The organism is Vibrio sp. 1078-1 (assembly GCF_033340475.1).
The window spans coordinates 107,044-124,354 of the sequence record NZ_JAWOWM010000005.1 but is presented as its reverse complement, the minus strand read 5'-3'; the positions used below and the strand labels follow the sequence as shown (position 1 = coordinate 124,354).

At 43.6% G+C, this 17,311-nt stretch carries 16 protein-coding genes; 8 read left to right on the top strand and 8 right to left on the bottom strand.

Translation table 11 applies throughout. From position 1 onward, the window contains the following. Positions 1-178: 178 nt before the first annotated feature. From R7190_RS12870 to R7190_RS12860, 3 genes are all read right to left on the bottom strand, one after another. Positions 179-388, bottom strand: a complete 210-nt coding sequence (locus R7190_RS12870; RefSeq protein WP_017634171.1) for a YgdI/YgdR family lipoprotein — start codon at positions 386-388, stop codon at positions 179-181. 136 nt (positions 389-524) lie between these two features. Further along, positions 525-2,933, bottom strand: coding sequence for a VolA/Pla-1 family phospholipase (locus R7190_RS12865; RefSeq protein ID WP_186585324.1), 2,409 nt, complete (start codon positions 2,931-2,933; stop codon positions 525-527). Between the two features lie 20 nt (positions 2,934-2,953). Next, entirely contained in the window at positions 2,954-4,189 is a 1,236-nt protein-coding gene (locus tag R7190_RS12860) for an outer membrane protein transport protein (RefSeq protein WP_005376347.1), read from the bottom strand. Positions 4,190-4,611: 422 nt separating this feature from the next. On the opposite strand from R7190_RS12860, the gene R7190_RS12855 reads away from it, so the two are divergent. Beyond that, entirely contained in the window at positions 4,612-5,640 is a 1,029-nt protein-coding gene (locus R7190_RS12855) for a site-2 protease family protein (RefSeq protein WP_225477855.1), read from the top strand. 74 nt (positions 5,641-5,714) lie between these two features. On the opposite strand, the gene R7190_RS12850 is transcribed toward R7190_RS12855, so the two are convergent. Next, complete coding sequence (locus R7190_RS12850) at positions 5,715-6,503, bottom strand: M48 family metallopeptidase (RefSeq protein WP_017634168.1); 789 nt, start codon at positions 6,501-6,503, stop codon at positions 5,715-5,717. A gap of 201 nt (positions 6,504-6,704) precedes the next feature. Here R7190_RS12850 and R7190_RS12845 point away from each other — a divergent pair, with 201 nt between their 5' ends. The 5 genes from R7190_RS12845 to cutA all read left to right on the top strand — a co-directional run bounded on the left by R7190_RS12845 (position 6,705) and on the right by cutA (position 9,750). Continuing rightward, entirely contained in the window at positions 6,705-7,139 is a 435-nt protein-coding gene (locus tag R7190_RS12845) for a hotdog fold thioesterase (protein ID WP_005376340.1), read from the top strand. Between the two features lie 6 nt (positions 7,140-7,145). After that, positions 7,146-7,379, top strand: a complete 234-nt coding sequence (locus tag R7190_RS12840; protein ID WP_005376338.1) for a DUF3389 domain-containing protein — start codon at positions 7,146-7,148, stop codon at positions 7,377-7,379. Between the two features lie 79 nt (positions 7,380-7,458). Further along, positions 7,459-9,168, top strand: coding sequence for an SgrR family transcriptional regulator (locus R7190_RS12835; RefSeq protein ID WP_186585320.1), 1,710 nt, complete (start codon positions 7,459-7,461; stop codon positions 9,166-9,168). After that, a complete protein-coding gene (locus tag R7190_RS12830) occupies positions 9,152-9,403 on the top strand; it encodes a hypothetical protein (protein WP_186585318.1) in 252 nt (83 codons plus the stop codon). The genes R7190_RS12835 and R7190_RS12830 overlap by 17 nt, the downstream gene beginning before the upstream one ends. A gap of 14 nt (positions 9,404-9,417) precedes the next feature. Further along, positions 9,418-9,750 (top strand): divalent-cation tolerance protein CutA, encoded by a 333-nt coding sequence (gene cutA, locus R7190_RS12825; protein WP_186585316.1) that lies wholly within the window; start codon positions 9,418-9,420, stop codon positions 9,748-9,750. On the opposite strand, the gene R7190_RS12820 is transcribed toward cutA, so the two are convergent. After that, complete coding sequence (locus R7190_RS12820) at positions 9,712-10,308, bottom strand: DUF2238 domain-containing protein (RefSeq protein ID WP_005376330.1); 597 nt, start codon at positions 10,306-10,308, stop codon at positions 9,712-9,714. The genes cutA and R7190_RS12820 overlap by 39 nt on opposite strands. 242 nt (positions 10,309-10,550) lie before the next feature. On the opposite strand from R7190_RS12820, the gene R7190_RS12815 reads away from it, so the two are divergent. Next, positions 10,551-11,390: an isopenicillin N synthase family dioxygenase gene (locus R7190_RS12815; protein ID WP_005386285.1), complete on the top strand. Its 840-nt coding sequence runs from the start codon at positions 10,551-10,553 to the stop codon at positions 11,388-11,390. 128 nt (positions 11,391-11,518) lie between these two features. After that, positions 11,519-12,139: a DNA-J related domain-containing protein gene (locus tag R7190_RS12810; RefSeq protein WP_005376328.1), complete on the top strand. Its 621-nt coding sequence runs from the start codon at positions 11,519-11,521 to the stop codon at positions 12,137-12,139. A gap of 79 nt (positions 12,140-12,218) precedes the next feature. Here R7190_RS12810 and R7190_RS12805 read toward each other — a convergent pair whose 3' ends face one another. The 3 genes from R7190_RS12805 to fabV form a co-directional block, all read right to left on the bottom strand. Beyond that, positions 12,219-13,874 carry an ABC-ATPase domain-containing protein gene (locus R7190_RS12805; protein ID WP_017821933.1) on the bottom strand — a complete coding sequence of 552 codons (1,656 nt, stop codon included), beginning with the start codon at positions 13,872-13,874 and terminating at the stop codon, positions 12,219-12,221. A 71-nt stretch (positions 13,875-13,945) separates the two neighbouring features. Beyond that, a complete protein-coding gene (locus tag R7190_RS12800) occupies positions 13,946-15,859 on the bottom strand; it encodes a sensor domain-containing phosphodiesterase (protein WP_017821934.1) in 1,914 nt (637 codons plus the stop codon). Positions 15,860-16,040: 181 nt separating this feature from the next. Then, positions 16,041-17,240: an enoyl-ACP reductase FabV gene (gene fabV / locus R7190_RS12795; protein WP_186585314.1), complete on the bottom strand. Its 1,200-nt coding sequence runs from the start codon at positions 17,238-17,240 to the stop codon at positions 16,041-16,043. Positions 17,241-17,311: the final 71 nt, after the last annotated feature.

The following is a 17,311-nucleotide window of genomic DNA, read 5'->3' as shown; positions in this document are numbered from 1 at the left end:
AAGGTGAAGATGTAAAATATTCGCTAAATAAATAATACGGAAGTATAAAAGACACTATTAATTGTTTTGGCTTATGAATTAGTTGTGTCAATTTCTACAACGATTACAAGCCTAAAAGAGGTAAATGTAGAGAGAGGGTGGCTAGAACATAGCCCTCTAATTTACAGAGGGCCTGTCGTTAACGTTCGACAATCTGGACAATTTGCTCTTTTGAAATACTCATTTCTTTACCATCCATGTCTTCATACTCGTACATACCCGTTTCCTCGTTCAGGTCTGGTTTACCGTAAGAGGTAATAATTTTCCCTTCATTTGTCGACATCAGATATTGGCTACTTCCGCATGCAGAAAGAAGTAATACAGTGGCAATAACAGTCAATACGCGCATAGAGTTTTCCTTTTAAACAAGTGAGTTAGGCAAAGACATCGATTTAACTATAGCAGAGGAAATATGAGTGGGTTTGAATAGAATTGAAATGAAAAAGCCCAGTAGAAACTGGGCTTTGGCAGGAAGGGTGTTGCGATTACTTCAAAACAGAAGTGTTAGTGACACCTGTTAGTGTGTCATCCATTAAGAAGTCAGTGTTTTCCATCTGCATCTCTACATGATGATCAATATCAGACAGAGTGCCATTTGGCGAAGCAAAAGTACTGTGCGATGCAGTAGCATTAAACTGTACAAAGCTCGCAGTTGCATTCACATCAGTGTCCGTACTGTTCACAGTCTTCAACCCTAGCTTATTAGCAAGCGGTTCAGTACCCGCGAATGGTGCATTTGGAACGCTGTTTGGTACTGTGCTATCGCCATCCACTTCTGTCATAAAGAATGGTGTCGTTAGCGAACCAGATGCCACTAAATCTGAAGCGTTTGTGAACGGATCGACAGTGTCTAGTGTAGTCTGTGCTGCATAGATAAATTGTGAGAAACCTGCTTCTAGCGCTGCTACTTGAGCTTCCGTTGCCGCAGCCTCAAATGCTTCGTAACATGTTTTATCTTCTAGATCCGCACATGATGCATCAGCGTAAGTCGCATAGTCTTTTGATGCTGCATAAGCGAGGTTATGTTTGATCTGAGGGCCGTAATTGTCTGAACCCAATAACAAATTACCAATTTGTCCACCAGAGTTCTGTACTGATGCAGAACTAAAGGTGTACAGCGCATCGGCAGTAGGGCTGCCCAATGTATTGTTTGCTGCTGCGACGGCAGATGTAGCTACAATACCGCCAAGTGAATGACCTAGCATTTTGACCTTTGAACCCGTCATTGGGTTGAAGCCTTGCAGAGGACCTCCAGCTAAAAGACCGCCTTGAGCAGATACTACCAAGCTAGCGCGCAAACCTAACACATCCAGAACACTTTGACGTAGGTTGTCACGCGCAACGGCTAAGTTGGAAAGATTTAGATAAGCCAGTACATTCGCATTTGCGGAACGTTGTTCATCTAAGCTGCGCGTACCATGAATAGGTAAGTCAATAGCGATAACTGCCACACCTGCTTTTACCATATTGAACGCGAACGCGTACGCATTCTCTTTCGCTGAGGTGATGCCGTGTTGATAAATCACAACGTCTGTCGCGACGCCAGATTTAGGTGTGAAGACCAGTACTTCGACATCTTCAACCGATTTCACTACGGGAACAGGCGAGTAGCGAGTTATGATACGCTCACTATCAAGCTGGGTACCATCGATAAGAGTAAGCTTAGCTCCAACAAGTTTTAGCTGCTCTGTAGGATCTGTAGCAAGCTTTGTCACATCAACAGGATCATTTGCAAAAACGCCTGTTGATAGCTGCTGAACCATGTTTGCTTGCTCGTTCGGATCCGCTAATGCTGCGCTTAGCTTCGCTAGGCTTGGCATCGCAGATACCATTGGTTGCATGTTCCAGCTTGCGCCTTTTTCCAGGTAATGAGGCAGTCTTACCACACCTTGTGTCACGCTTACATCGGCACCTGATTGCATGTAAAGGCCTTTAATTGCCGTTTTAGCTGCGTCTTGATCGCTAATGTATTTACTAAAGTCATCGTCAGAGTCTAGCGCAGTGCTAAAGTCTTGGGTTTCACCGAGCGTTATTGTGTAGGCCGTTGATAAGTCAACTGAACCTTCGTTTGAGTCATTTTTGTAAACGGTATTTAGTGTGTTTGCGCCGGTAGAAAAACCAGTAGCGGTTACTCCTTTGACTGCCGCTAACGTATCACCTACAGACTGGGTACTGAACCATGAGGAGTAAACGATGTCGTTAGGGTTTACTTTGGCGATACCAAAAATGCCTTCAACCGCCTGAGTGACTGCTTGAACAGAAGCAAGGTCGCCAGTTTCATAAACGATTTCTTTCGATTTACCAGTCGCATAACTTGCTGATGTACCAATTGGCTCACCATTCACGTCAGTAACATCTTGTGTAACCGCAAAAATGTACTCGCTTGACTCATCAAGTGCAGCCAAGAACTGGACGTATAGAGAGTTACCTTTTGCTTGAACTACGTAGTCCTGATTCTGAACGAGTACCTCTTCGATTGGGTTAGATTTACCGTCCCACTCGGTTAAGCGTTGGTTAATCTTGATGACTTTAACACCAGACGGCAACATGCCCGTTGCAAAACCATCGCCTTTAAAGTTCAGAACGATTGGCATAGACGTTGACCATCCATCCATCGTATTCATCGAGGCTCTAGGGTTGGTTAAAGCATCATCGCCATCAGTTGGCAGACCAAGCGTACCATCGCTTGTGTCCATTAATAAGTAAGACGGTGCCGGTACATCTGCGTTCGCTCCTTGAAGCGTAAAACTGATGGATGTTTCGCGATCAAGCAATGCTTGGACTTCATCTTCAAATTGAACTTTGTCGGAAGTACCAGAGCTGGAGGTATCATCACCACAACCAGCAAGAAGGATTGCAGAACAAAGCATTGATAATTTAAACGTGTGTTTCATTGGTTTACTCCGTAATCCCATTATTTGAAGGTGTAGTTCATCTGTACCGCGCTGATGTAAGCAGTACCTTCTGAGTCAAACTTAATCTCTTCACCCAGAGCATTTGTCTCAGTGAAAGAGCCTGATTTACTCTTAACAAGTGCAAAGCCTGCATCGAAAGTTAAATTCTCACTCATTGCGTAAGTTAGGCCCGCGCTGTACCAAAAACGGTCACTGTCAGGGATACTCAATGTCGCTTCACCTGCTTGTTCGTCGTACGCAAAGCCTGCACGGAATGTCCAGTCTGTATTAAGTATGTAAGTTGCACCAATGGAGTAGCGATTGTTGTCTTCATATTTCTCAGGTTTAAAGAAACATACTCCGTCATTACATTCGTTACTGGTCGCTTTTAGTTCTTTAAATGTGCTCCAGTCGGTTTGTTGCCAGCCGTAATGTACAGCCCATTGTTCATTCAATTGATGGAAAGCCGATAATTCGATAATTGAAGGAAGAGAGATTTTTAAACGGCCATCCACTTTTGGTGATGAAGCTCGACCAGAGTCGTAACTACTAAACTCACCGTCATCAAAATCTAGATCAACCTTAGAGCGGTAGCCAAAGCCAAAACGGTTGTTTTCATTTAGCTCAAATAAAGCGCCGACATTCCAACCCCAAGCGAAAGTTTCGCCTTCCATGCCGACAAGGTTATCGGACTTATTACCACCTAAAATACCGGCGAGTGCGCCTTTGTGACGAGTCAGCTCTGCTTCAGCGTATACGAGGTTGATACCACCACCGACACTGAAAGACTCGTTGATACGGTAAGCGACATTAGGGTTGATGTTTACTGAAAGTAGGGAAGTGTCACCCGCCATATCACCTGCGGAAATATCATTTGGATAGTCGGTAGCAACACCGTATGTTGTGAACATACCGATACCCCAAGCCCAGTTATCATTGATAGGGCTGATGTAATAACCTGCTGGCACGATCTGTAAAGGAGCGACATCTTTCGCGTGTTCATTGTTTACAGTGTCGTACACATCGACTTCAGGGTCGATGATAGATAACGCGCCCGAAAATTGAGCTTCTTTGAAAAGTGTCATTGCTGCAGGGTTACGAGCAAGGACGCTGGCATTATCTGCGACAGCCCCTTCACCTGAAAATGCTCGACCAAGACCAGATGCCGAATGTTCAGCTACCTGGAAGCCCGCTGAGTGGGCATTACACGCAAACAATATTGAAATTGTAAGCAGAGAGCAGTGCTTCTTGTTCATCCTTGACCCTCCTAGGGTGTCATAATGCTGGACCGAAGTCCTTGTAATTGTTGTGTGGTACTTACACCAATTGTTAATACGCGAAATACAACGATGATGTAAATGTAATGTTAATTGTATGTTTAATAACTTGTCAAAGTTTGAGCGTATTTTGCGTTTTAAATATGATGCATAGGTCAAACGATGGCTTGTAAGGGCATGTATTATCTTTATATTTTTGAAGAGAATGGTACGACCAGAATTGTTTTGCGAGCTTTATAGTTAAATAACGATCAAATCAAGAGATAGCTCGCTTTGCTGTTTCTTCACTTCACAGGCATAATTCGCGCTCGCTATGTAGTTATTCAATAGACGCAATAGGAACCGCATTGGAATTACTGAATGTTGAATTTTTAGGTCGTTCGCTAAGGCTCGAAGGATCGATGGCTGGGTGGCAGCAGTTATATTGGGATAATACGTTGGTGTCTCAAATCGATGCCAGTGACAATACCGCAGAGACTTGTCTACACCAGTTTAGGCTCTCTGCGGGTGAGGAAATCCTGAACTGTCATTTAGAGTGTTCTTTAACATGGCAACCGTTTGAAATGAGTTACAAGGTCACAATTAACGGTGAGCTCGTCAATGAAGGTTGTCGAAATGAAAAAGACATCGAGCGCCAAGTGCCAGAAGTTACGCCACCATCCGAAAAGCGTTTAAGTGTAATAGGCCTCGTATCTCTTGGGGTGAAAGCACTTAAAAGTGCGAAAGTTATTAAAGTGGCGTTAGCGTCTGCAAGTCTCGCTGCATATTCTTGGCTATTTTCCATCGAGTTCGCGCTAGCGTTGATCGCTTGTTTGGTTTTTCATGAATATGGTCACATTAGAGCGATGAAGTATTTTGGAATGAAGACCAAAGGAATCTATTTGATTCCATTCCTAGGTGGTTTGGCGCTAAGTGACGAAAAGATAAACACGCGCTGGCAGGATGTGGTTATCTCAATCATGGGACCATTTTTCGGTTTAGTACTTAGTATTGTTTTTACTTTGCTTTATTGGATGACTGGTGAGGTGATCTTCGCTGGGCTTGCTGTGTTTAACGCCTTGCTAAACCTATTTAATCTGCTGCCTATTTTACCATTAGATGGTGGCCATGTGCTCAAAAGTATTACCTTTTCAATGAATACTTGGGTCGGGTTAGTTGGCAGTATTGCGACCGCTTTATTAGGCATTTTTATCAGTTACTATTTCGGTCTGACGTTGCTAGGGTTTTTATTGTTAATGGGAATGTTGGAAGTGGTGATGGAATGGAGAGCTCGACATCAAAGCCATTTATTGCCATTAACCCGTTATGGGCAGCTATTCTCACTGGCTTGGTACTTGGTCTCTGTCGGAGGTTTTGTTTCTATCATCTGGTATTTTGCCACTCTCGGAGATAGTTTGTTAAGTTTGCCGCTACAGATATTGGGCACTTGATTAGAATCATTAAAAGCTCCCTAGGGAGCTTTTTTATTTGGCAAGCTTAAGTAGTAGACGATAGTAGCAATGAATTAGCCACATCTTGGTGCTTTCGCGTTATACGCAGGCAGCTTATTTATGGTTGCTTGTAAATCTTTAATGCGCGTACTGTGCGATGGGTGGGTTGAGAAGAATTCAGGTGGTTGAGAACCACCTGATGCAGCACTCATATTTTTCCATAAATCGACACTTTGACGTGGGTCGAAACCTGCTTTTGCCATGAATTCCAGCCCGACAATATCAGCCTCAGATTCCTGAGTACGACCGTATGGCAAAATAACACCGTATTGGACACCGACACCAAGTGCCGCCATCGTCATTTGTTGATACTGTTTGTACTCGGAAGCTCCAATGGCAACGTTTGCTAGAGACAACCCGGCATTTGCTAACTGACTTTGTGAAAGACGTTCATTACTGTGGTCAGCGAGGACGTGAGCGACTTCGTGACCAATAACTGTTGCCAACTGATCTTGGTTTTTCGCGACATCTAAAAGCCCGGTATACACGCCGATCTTCCCACCTGGTAGAGCAAACGCATTGACTTGTTCACTATCAAAAACAACGACTTCCCAGTCTTTAAATCCAGATTGAGCGGGAATGGTGTCAGTGATGTGTTTGGCAACGCATTGAACGTAGGCATTCGTTTTGCGATCTTTGCTGATTGGGATATCTTTCTTCATTTGTTCGAAAGATTTAGCGCCAAGCGATGACATTTCCTGATCTGAAAACATCAGGATCTGGTTGCGACCCGTCGGTGATGCGCTACACGCTGTTAAACCCGCGATAGTTAAAAGAGCAGAGGCTTTCATCCATACCTTCATAACAGGCTCCATTTAATTTTTTGTTTTGAAGCAATAGTATATACCCAAATAGTAACATGATGCATGGATCAAGTTATTCATCTGATTAATAAAGAGGGTGAGATGTTACGTCTTGAAGTTATGCCCAAGTAGCGTCTATGCTAGCTTCCTAGCACGTCGTTACAACCTAACAAACCAGTTTGTGAAACTAAGAGTAAAACAATGAGTATATGGAAAAAGCCCGTAAGCATAGAGATTCTGAATGCCACGTCAAAAAATACCCTGATCGAGCACCTACAAATTAAATATACAGATTTCACTGACGACTCCCTTACAGCAACCATGCCCGTATGCAGCTTTACTCATCAACCTTTAGGAATGCTTCACGGTGGTGCATCAGTCGTGCTCGCAGAAACATTAGGCTCATTGGCTGCAAACTTCTCTGTCGATGAGGGCAGCTACTGCGTCGGTTTAGATATTAACGCGAACCATGTGCGAGCCATGCGAAGTGGTCATGTGATTGGTACGGCAAAACCGCTTCATCTGGGTATTTCAACGCAAGTGTGGCAAATCGATATCACTGATGAGCGAGGCCGTTTAGTGTGTACCAGTCGCTTGACCATCGCTGTGAAACAACACAAAACAAAGTCGGTATAAACTAAGATGGTGATTGAGTTTTCATTAGGAAAAATCATTGCAACCCAGCGTGAAATAGTGATTAAGCTCTCCGGTAGTGCAATGGTAACCTTGCAAGCGCAAACCGATGCAATTCAGTTGCTGGGTAGAGGAGCGAACGTTGTTTTATCTCATGGAGCAGAGTGCAAATGGTCTATCAAGCTGGACAACGAGGAACAACTGGCTGAACTTTCGCGAGAAATTGGTATCGATATTCAATAATTTATAGTGTGATGTTTGCACTTTTTGGTAAAAATGAGGAAACTTAGCTTATCGACAACAAGATAAGAATTTCCTCTTTATGAGTAGCCCTCGTTTACGTGTTCAGTTCGAAACACTGTTTGAAAAATTTTCCGGTCACGATACGGACGTTCAGCTCGAAGACATCACCGAAGCGTTGTTTTGTACACGTCGTAATGCTCGTATTGTTCTAAATAAACTTGAAGAAGAGGGCTGGATTGAGTGGCATCCGGCAGCGGGTCGAGGAAAACTTTCGAAACTCGTTTTTAAACGTAATCGAAGCGATGTCAGCGAAAACCTCGCCAGGCGTTATCTCGATGAAGGGAAAATCGGTCAGGCTCTAGATGCGCTTGATAACGATGCGGCACGATTGACGCAGGTTATCCAAGGTTATTTAGGGCTTCAGCATCGACAGGGCGAGCAGGTCGTGCGTTTGCCTTATTATCGACCATTGTCGATGTTAAACCCGCAGAAACCGATGCGGCGTTCTGAACAGCACATCGCCAGACAAATTTTTAGCGGACTCACTCGCCTTGATGAAAATGAACAACTTCAACCAGATTTAGCCCACACGTGGGAAGCAATTTCTGATACTCATTGGCGTTTTTATCTTCGTCGTGGAGTACGCTTTCATAATGGTGAACCGTTAACAACCAGTTGTGTTCTTGAAAGTATGCTTGCGTTAAATGGCTTGAACTTGTTTTCTCACATAAAGCGGGTGTCTTCACCACAAGAGTGGACCGTTGATATTGAGCTCGTCCGTCCTGATCGCTACCTGCCTCTGGCTCTGAGTGAGTCGCAAGCAAAAATTTTGCTACCGAGTGCTTTGCGTTCTGAAAGCTTTGATAGACAACCGATAGGGACAGGGCCGTTCCAAGTTAAAATGAATGATGATAAGCGTCTTATTTTGACTGCTTTTGATGGCTACTTTGGTTTTCGCCCTTTACTTGACCAAGTGGAGGTGTGGGTAATCGATGAAGCCTATTCTTCAATGGTTTATCCAAGCCTGTCAAAGCCGAAGATGGATAAACAAGGTTCATCCGATGAAGTCGAGCTGGACCCTGGCTGTACATTCCTATTACTAAACAAAAACACTGGGATTGCAAAAGATCCACGTTGGGCAGAGTTCCTCTCGCAAACCCTCAACAGTCACCAGATTTACGCGCATGTCCCACAAGATAAAGTGATGGAACTGGGAGTATTGCAAGCCTTTGGCCTTAAGCCCGGTTGGATTGATCTTAGGCCAGCAGAAGCGGGCAGCGTACCACAGGCTAATAAGGTAATTTCCGTAGCGTATCAGAAAAAGCATCCGATGTTTCCAGTAGTTGCCAAGGCCATCAAGACACTCTTAAAACCGCACGGTATAGAGGTTGAGTTTATTCGTTATGATTCTCAACCGCCCGCACCGGAGGAAGTGGATATCTGGGTGAAAGCTATGGGCATTGCAACGAACCGAAATGACGCGTTGGCGGGCTGGCTCCTGGATTACAGTGATATTGAGAAGTTCAGTTCAGGTTACGATTTTAGTGAATGGGCTAAACTTGTCGATCAATGGCGTGCTGGGATGCACACAGACTTTCCTGCGCGTGAGCTAGGACGACAGTTAGTAAAAAGCTGTCAGGTGATTCCTATGTTTCACTGTTGGCTAGGCGTGAATAAAGACCACAGCGGTGCGTTACAAAATGCAAAGTGTAATGCCTTAGGTTGGTTTGATTTTAATAATGTATGGGTCAAACCGGATATAGAAAGTAACCATGGCGAAACCGAATAAGAAGCAGCCGACGAAAACCGTCGATATCTATTGCTCAAAGTGTAAAACTCAACTATTCAAGTACCGTAAAGGCGGAAAAGGCGCACTGGTCAAGTGCTTCAAAGAACGCATTGTTGACGATTTCACACAAACCCCATGCATCTGTCCCAGTTGCGGGCAAGAATTTGCAAGAGATACCCTAGTGAGAGGAACGCCTGCTTACAAAATGATTGGCAGCAAAGTGACAATGAAATAATGAAGGGCTAGAAAATGAGTATAAAACATGACTACTGCATGGTGTTAAGCACAACCAGCAACGAAAAAAATCGAGATCAGATCATTAAAGGTTTGCTAGATGCACAATTAGCCGCGTGTATTCAAACAATGCCTATTGAAAGTCACTATGTGTGGAAAGGGGAGATTTGTACTGACAACGAATGGTTGCTGGTGATCAAAACTCGTCGAGAGCTCTATGAATTGGTGGAAGAGAAAATAGAAAACCTGCACGAATACGAGGTCGCTCAAATCGTACAGGTTCCACTTGTTGATGGGTTTAACCCTTATTTAGAATGGTTGAGAGAATCGACGTTGAGCCGACATTAAGAATAAAGACAACACTGCACCAACGGTATCGCACAACATATCTTTCTGGGCGTCCCATATGTCACCTTGCGAGCCCAGAAAGGCAATTCCCTCATCGCCACCAGCCAACTCCGCATACCACCATTCGATAATCTCATAGCCAGCAGCAAGTGACATGATAGCAAACAAAGCAAACCAGCAAGAGAACGCTTTGTTGAACCGTTTTTTGTTTATCAAGTATTCAGCGATCGGATATGCGTAAAGGCCAATTGAAAAGTGCGCAACGCGATCAAAATTATTTCGCTCTGAACCAATCATGTCGTTAAACCAGTCAAACGGCACTTCGGAGAACGTATATTTCGCACCGATAGTGTGCAAACAGAGCCAGATGAACATTAAAAAGTAAGCCGTATTACTGAACTGATAGCGAATCGAAATCGCCCAAATAGCAACAAGAATACCAATCGCCGGGATAATCTCCGCAAACCAAACTGCACGTGAGTTAGGTTCCAACGCTGAAAATAAAAACACGATGGCATAAAAAATCGTTAATCCTAAGAGTGTTGAGGTGCTTTTCATAGAGTTACTTGATCCTTCAATTTATCTTACAGTGGGACTCCATAGATTGTGTTAATGATTGCACTTAATTGAACGGTGTGCAATTGGTATTTTAATAGTTTTTTTGATCACTGAAAATGTTGATTTATTGGCAAACTGCTCAACATTAAAACGTTTGCGCGTGCACTTTTCATTAAAGTTTGATTTACAACATGCCCATCCATAGAATCCATGATTCAGTCTAATAAAAAAGAAGTAAAGCCATGAAACTGGAAACTGTCGATTATCTTGCTGACGATGCTGCTCAACAGTTCGTTACCTCTCTACGCGAAACGGGGTTCGGTGTGTTGAAAAACCACCCGATTCCACAAGAGCTTGTAGAGTCAATTTACAAAAACTGGCATGAGTTTTTCTGTTCAGAACAAAAGAATGATTTTCACTTTAACGTAGACACCCAAGATGGCTACTTCCCACCTTCTGTGTCTGAAGTGGCGAAAGGGCACAAAGTGAAAGACATCAAAGAGTACTTTCATGTTTACCCTTGGGGTCAGATCCCAGAGCAGCTTAAAGCTGAAATCTTAGAGTACTACGAGCGTGCCAATGCATTTGCTCAAGAGCTATTAGGCTGGGTTGAAGCGTACGCACCTAAGGACGTTCAAGAGAAGTTCTCTATCGCGTTGTCAGAAATGATCAATAACAGTGACAAAACATTACTACGCGTGCTTCACTACCCACCGATGACAGGCGAAGAAGAGCCAGGCGCTATTCGTGCTGCTGCGCATGAAGACATTAACCTGTTAACGGTTTTGCCTGCTGCTAATGAACCTGGACTGCAAGTAAAGAGTAAAGAGGGTGATTGGATCGATGTACCATGTGACTTCGGGAACTTAATCATCAACATTGGTGATATGCTTCAAGAAGCGTCAGGTGGTTATTTCCCTTCAACGACTCACCGTGTAATCAACCCTACGGGTGGCCGTCAAGAAAAGTCACGTATCTCATTACCGTTGTTCCTGCATCCAAAGCCGGAAGTGGTGTTATCTGAGCGCTACACTGCACATAGCTACCTTATGGAACGTTTACGTGAGCTAGGGGTTATTTAACCTTTACGTGATCTCCTTACAAAGGCCGATGGTGAATGACTATCGGCCTTTTTGCATTTATGCTACAAAGTGGAAACTATGTTTTTTGTGCCGTGAATGGGGCCCTAAACTCGTGTCAGAGAGGATGAATGGAAGGACAACGTACTGTCAATAGTATTGAGCCTCATGCAATAGAAAATCCGCTGCTTTGGCCAATGTTAGAAATTCTGAGAAAACAGCCCTCTAATTGGAAAGTGCACACCTTGGCAAGCTCGTTGGGTGAACAAGGTTATATTTCAAAGCTGGACGACTCTCCCGATAAGGATTTATTCAAAAGAAATTTCCTGATCATGAATGCATTATATCAACTGCAAGACACTCTGTATCCGGATAGCTGGCTTCAAGTCGAAGCCATGGATATTCAGCTCATGTCTTCGATGGAAGCTTTGAGGCATAAGATCGATATTCATGATCCTTTGCGTGAGTATTACTTAGATTGGCGCAATTACGAAGCGGACGAAGATGAAGTGCGTCGACTGTTGAATGAATTTTGGACAACTTATCAAAAGTTCATCGGTGGTTCGTCAGTAGCCAGCGTAGATAAGACAAAGGCACTGTCACTATTTGAACTTAACACTGACGCTACGCCTGCGGAAATTAGAAAACAATGGCGAAAACTCGCGCTTCGTTGGCATCCTGATCGAGAAAATGGCGATGCAGAAAGATTTAGAGTTCTTTGTGAAGCGTGGAATGTACTGAGAAACGAATGATTCGCTAAGAATAAAGATAAAGGAAGGCAGCTAACTATAGCTGCCTTTTGATTGAACTGTCTCTGTCAGCGTATCAAAACTAGCATGATGACTTAAACTGAGATTTTCGCATGCGGTTGAGGGCAGCCATAACGTCTAGTGTGCGTGGTTTGGCTAAGTCGCCTTGCTTAGGAAGAGCGGCATGCCACTCACCAGAAAGCATTTCTTCAATCTCCTTCGCCGGATGATTACACCAACCTGGAAGTTGAGCAATTTGGAACCATAACCAGCCAATTGTGTTGACTTCATCGGCTGACTCTATCTGTTCCAAAGCGCTAAGATCAGTAAACTCTTTACCAAATCGAAGTGACTCTTTGCCTTTCGCATTCACACGGAACTTGCCGTCAGTCAGAATATTCATCAACGCAACGCGGTTCAGTGCTCGAGGTGGGAAGGTCTGTAAACGTTCTTCTGACTCGTTATGGCGTTGAGTAGGGTGCTGAGCGATAACTTCTTTCGCTTTTTCAGTCACATCAACGGCTTGGTAGTCGTGCATTTGAATGACGGTATCGGCAACGTCTAAGTAGTCGCCCGACCCACCCATAACGATAATGGTAGAGATATCAAGATCATCTCGTAATTGACCAATGCGGTCGACGAGAGGAGTAATTGGCTCATCACCTTTTGCCACCAATGCCTGCATACGCTCATCTCTAATCATGAAGTTGGTAGCAGAAGTATCTTCATCAATCAATAATGTGCTTGCACCCGCTTCAATAGACTCTTGAAGCCAAGCGGCTTGCGACGTTGAGCCTGATGCGTCTTGAGTAGAAAAGTCCGCCGTATCTTTACCCATCGGTAAATGGTTGATGTAGTTTGATAGGTTCAAGTGGTGTACGCATCGGCCATCTTCGGCACGAATCTTCATAGCCTTGTTATCGGCAACAATGTATTCGCGACCATCTCCTGGAATATGATCGTAAATTGAACGCTCTATTGCATTTAATAAGGTAGATTTACCGTGGAAGCCACCACCTACAATCAGTGTGATACCTTTTGGAATTCCTAATCCTGTGACATGGCCCTTGTTTGGCGCATGTAAAGTGACTTGTAGAGATTCAGGGGCTTTAAACTCAACGGCTTCTTTCATTGGAAGGTCGCAATTACCTGCAATTCGAGGAAGAATACTGCCGTTTGCGACAAACGCGACTAAGTTATTGGCCTCTAACTGTTCTCGTAGGGCATCTTGGTCTTCAACAACTTGGCAGTGCTTAATTAAAGCGGCTTTGTCGAGTTCACGCTCTAAAGTTGCTCGACGGATAAACTTAGGCAGGTGGAAAGTCAGTATGTTGTTGGCTTTTTTCCCCAATACTGAACGACCTTCGGCTGGTAAGTTAACTCGAAAACGCAGTTCAATACCTTCTTCAGTAAACAACACCGCGGTGCTATCCAGTACAGTTTGGCCTGTCAGTGAAATTGATACTGAGTTTTCTTGTTTAGCAAACTGTTCAAAACTACGCGCAATAAAATCACGTGCCGCTCTTTGAAATGCAGGAGACTCGTCTCTTAGCCACTCAAGACCAGTCAAAGACCATGCGCGAGTCGCACGAAAACGTGACGCCGATGCATAAGGGTCACCCTGTACATGATCGATAAACAAAGTGAAATCAGTGAAGTCGTATTGACCTTTGATTTGCTGATAAGCTCGGTAGTTCTGCTTTTCAATTTTCTTAAGCGTGGCAGTCAACTGATCCATGAAGATATTGGCCTTTTAATAGAAGCGGGCGGCGATTATAGAAACCACCGCCCTCATAGTAAAGAGAATGCTTAGGAAGAGTAGGCGTATTGCCCGCCAGAAAGGCGCTGATTAAACAAACTTTGCTCAAATTCATTACAAGGCATAGGTTTACCATAAAGAAAACCTTGTCCGATATCACAACCCTCACCAATAAGAAACTGCTCTTGTTGGTGGGATTCAATGCCCTCGATCACTACTTGGAGTTCCAGTTTTTTTGCAATGTGTATGATTGAACAAATGATCTCGCGATCATCATCTGACTTTTCCATTTGCTGGACGAAGCTTTTATCAATTTTGATGGCATCAAACGGATATTTCTTTAAATAGCTGAACGAAGCATATCCTGTACCAAAATCATCAAGTGACAATGTCACACCTAGTTTATGCAACTTATTTAACGTTGTGCGTGCTACTATTTCATCAGCAATTAGAGCGCTCTCGGTTACTTCGAGTTCGAGAAAGTGTGCTGGCAAATGGAAAGTGTCGAGTAGGTGTTGCACTTGTTCTGCAAAATTTACGTTTTGTAATTGAATGGGAGAAACGTTGACGGCAATTTTGAAGTTATCGATTAACTCAGACCATTGTTTCGCTTTGTCTATCGCGGTACGCAGAACAAAAGAGCCAACTTCAAAGATAAGCCCGTTTTGTTCGGCCATATGTATCAATGCTTCGTTGGAAACGTCGCCAAGTATTGGATGTCTCCAACGAAGCAAGGCTTCTGCGCCAATCCATTTACGTGTTTTGGAGTCTACTTGAGGTTGAAAGTACAACACTAAATCGTCGTTACGCACTGCTTGTAAAAGGTAACTTTCCAGTTCATTGTGACTATTGAGATCCGCCGAATGATTTTCTCTAAAATAACTAAAAGGTTCGCCGGATTCTTTACATAGAAGCATCGCGTAACATGCATGTTGAAGGATACGCTTAGCATTGCTGCAATCTTTGTAAGCTTGAACTATACCGATATACGTGTGCAAATGTATTTCTGTTTTGTTGAAGACAAATCCATCTACGCTAATTTTAGTGATATCATCTAATAGTTGATTTAACCGAGCTTCAATATCCTCTCCCCAAATCAATAAAACCATGTCATTCGAACTTGGTCTACCAGTGATAAATCCGCTAGCACCGTGTCTGGTTAATCTGGAGTGAAATTCTTTTAAAATGTTGTCAAAGACCTCGAACCCGTGCCTGGTCTGAATACTGCGAGCGTTACTAAAACCAATGTTGATGACCACAAGCGATTGCTGATCACTATCAAGGGACTGTAAGGTGTATTGGACAATGTTCTCAAGTGCAGAACGATTTAGAAATCCAGTTCCCTGATCATGTGTTTTTTGGTAGCTCACTTGTTTTTCCGCGGCTTTACGGCGATCAATTTCTTGTGTTAAGGAGTAACTTAACTGGGCTAAATCCGTGGTACGATTTTCAATTCGACTCTTTAGCTCGGTGTTAAGTCGCTGAAGTTTATGTTGTTGGTACACAACTGAAAGCTGTGCTTCGATTGAATCTTTGAAAGTTTCAAGCAACTGACGGTAACTATCGTTGTACTCGTTTCTCTCAGAGTCAAGCATACAGATTGTTCCAAATGACTCCCCATTTGGCCAGAATAGCGGTAAGCCGCAATAAGAAATCATGCCTAGTTTGATGTCTGGGTTATTTTGCCATTCTTCATCTTCAAGCGCATTGGGGATTACAAGCTCGCCTTTCTGTTCTATAACTTGCTCGCAATACAAACCGTTACCAAGCTGCTCTGCATCGCCAGTACGATAAGGATTACCTAGAGTTTCGCTAGATGTATTTACTTCTATGCGATCCGGATGGATACGCATAATTAATGTGGTGGGTACGTGTGTTATTTGAGCCAGTAAGTTGACGATTTCTTGCCAACTTCTTCGCATAGACTCAGGGATTTCGTAGTCTAATGTTTGCAATCTCCCCATATAGGTCATCCTTTACGTGGTTTCACTTCCTGTGAATTTAAAAATGCAGACTGCTCTATTTTGTTCTCGCTTTTTAATTAAGTATAGGGTGGCTAGGGCTCGAAACAAAAAAAAGTCCTGAAAAGTGTTCAGGACTAGGAATAGTTGTCACATATCTCATCCTTGAAACAGATAACAAGCATCAAGGCTTAAGCGACATTAACGATTCAATAGAAATATCTTGCGAATAGTCGACATCTTTAAAGTTAAAGCCATTGAGCTTCATAAATTCATCTTTGAAACCTTGGTAATCACCAATCTCTTTAAAGTTATCAGCATTCATTTGTTCTAAAAGAGCGTGGACTTCTTGTTGAACTTGCGGTTCAAGTTCCAAGTCATCTATTCGAATCAAGCGTTCGCCATCAACTGGCACTTTCTCTTGATCGTATAACTTCGTAGTAAACAGCCGCTGCATTTGTTCAATACAGCGTTCGTGAGTACCTTTTTCCTTCATCACTCGATAAAGCGCTAACAGGTAAGGGCTTAGAGCAGGGATGAATACACTGGCTTTCGTCACCAACGCCTTACACACGGTTGCGTAAGCACCGCCGTCAAAGTTGGCGAGTTTGAGGTTTAATGAATGACTGGTTTGGTGTAAATCGATTTTCGCTCGACCTAACGTACCATCGAGATAAATTGGGTGCGTAATGTCAGGGCCCATGTAAGAAAAGGCGATGGTTTTGCAGCCGTTTGCGATAGAGTCGTTATTGATGAGTGTGTCAATCCAGCTTTCCCAGTCTTCGCCGCCCATTACTTTAATGGTGGCATTGGCTTCCTCTTCTGTTGCAGGCGTTAAGGTGGTTTCTATCCACTTATCGTTCTCCAGCATGATAGAAGCGCCAGTGACAGGTTCACCAATAGGTTTAATGACACTGCGCCAAAACTCATCAGATTCAGGTTTAGGTCGAACACCGGTTGCCAAGCTATAGATGACTAAGTCAACTTCACCCTCAAAGTACGTTTCAATGGCTTCAATCACTTGATTGCGCACCGAACCAGAGAATGCATCGCCAACAATATTTATTGCGGTACGCCCGGCTTGATTTGCTTCTTGCTTAAAAAAGACGTTGTTATACCAACCCGCACTCCCAACCCCTTTCTCTGAAGGGCCACGCTCAAATGAGACGCCAATGGTATCGGCGTTAGCGCCACCGAACGTTAGGGCTATTCGTGCCGCTAGGCCGAAACCAGAGGAGGCACCAATAATCAAAACCCGTTTTGGGCCTTTTTTGATCTGTGGGGCGTGCTTTACGTATTCAATTTGCTCTTTAATAGATGCATGACACCCTTTGGGGTGCGCAGAGCGAGCAACAACACCTTGAATTAACGGTTCTATTCGCATGTTGTTATCTATCCTCGATGAGTGGAATTGAAAATAGATTAACGTAAAGTTACGTAAAACTTATTGAGCTA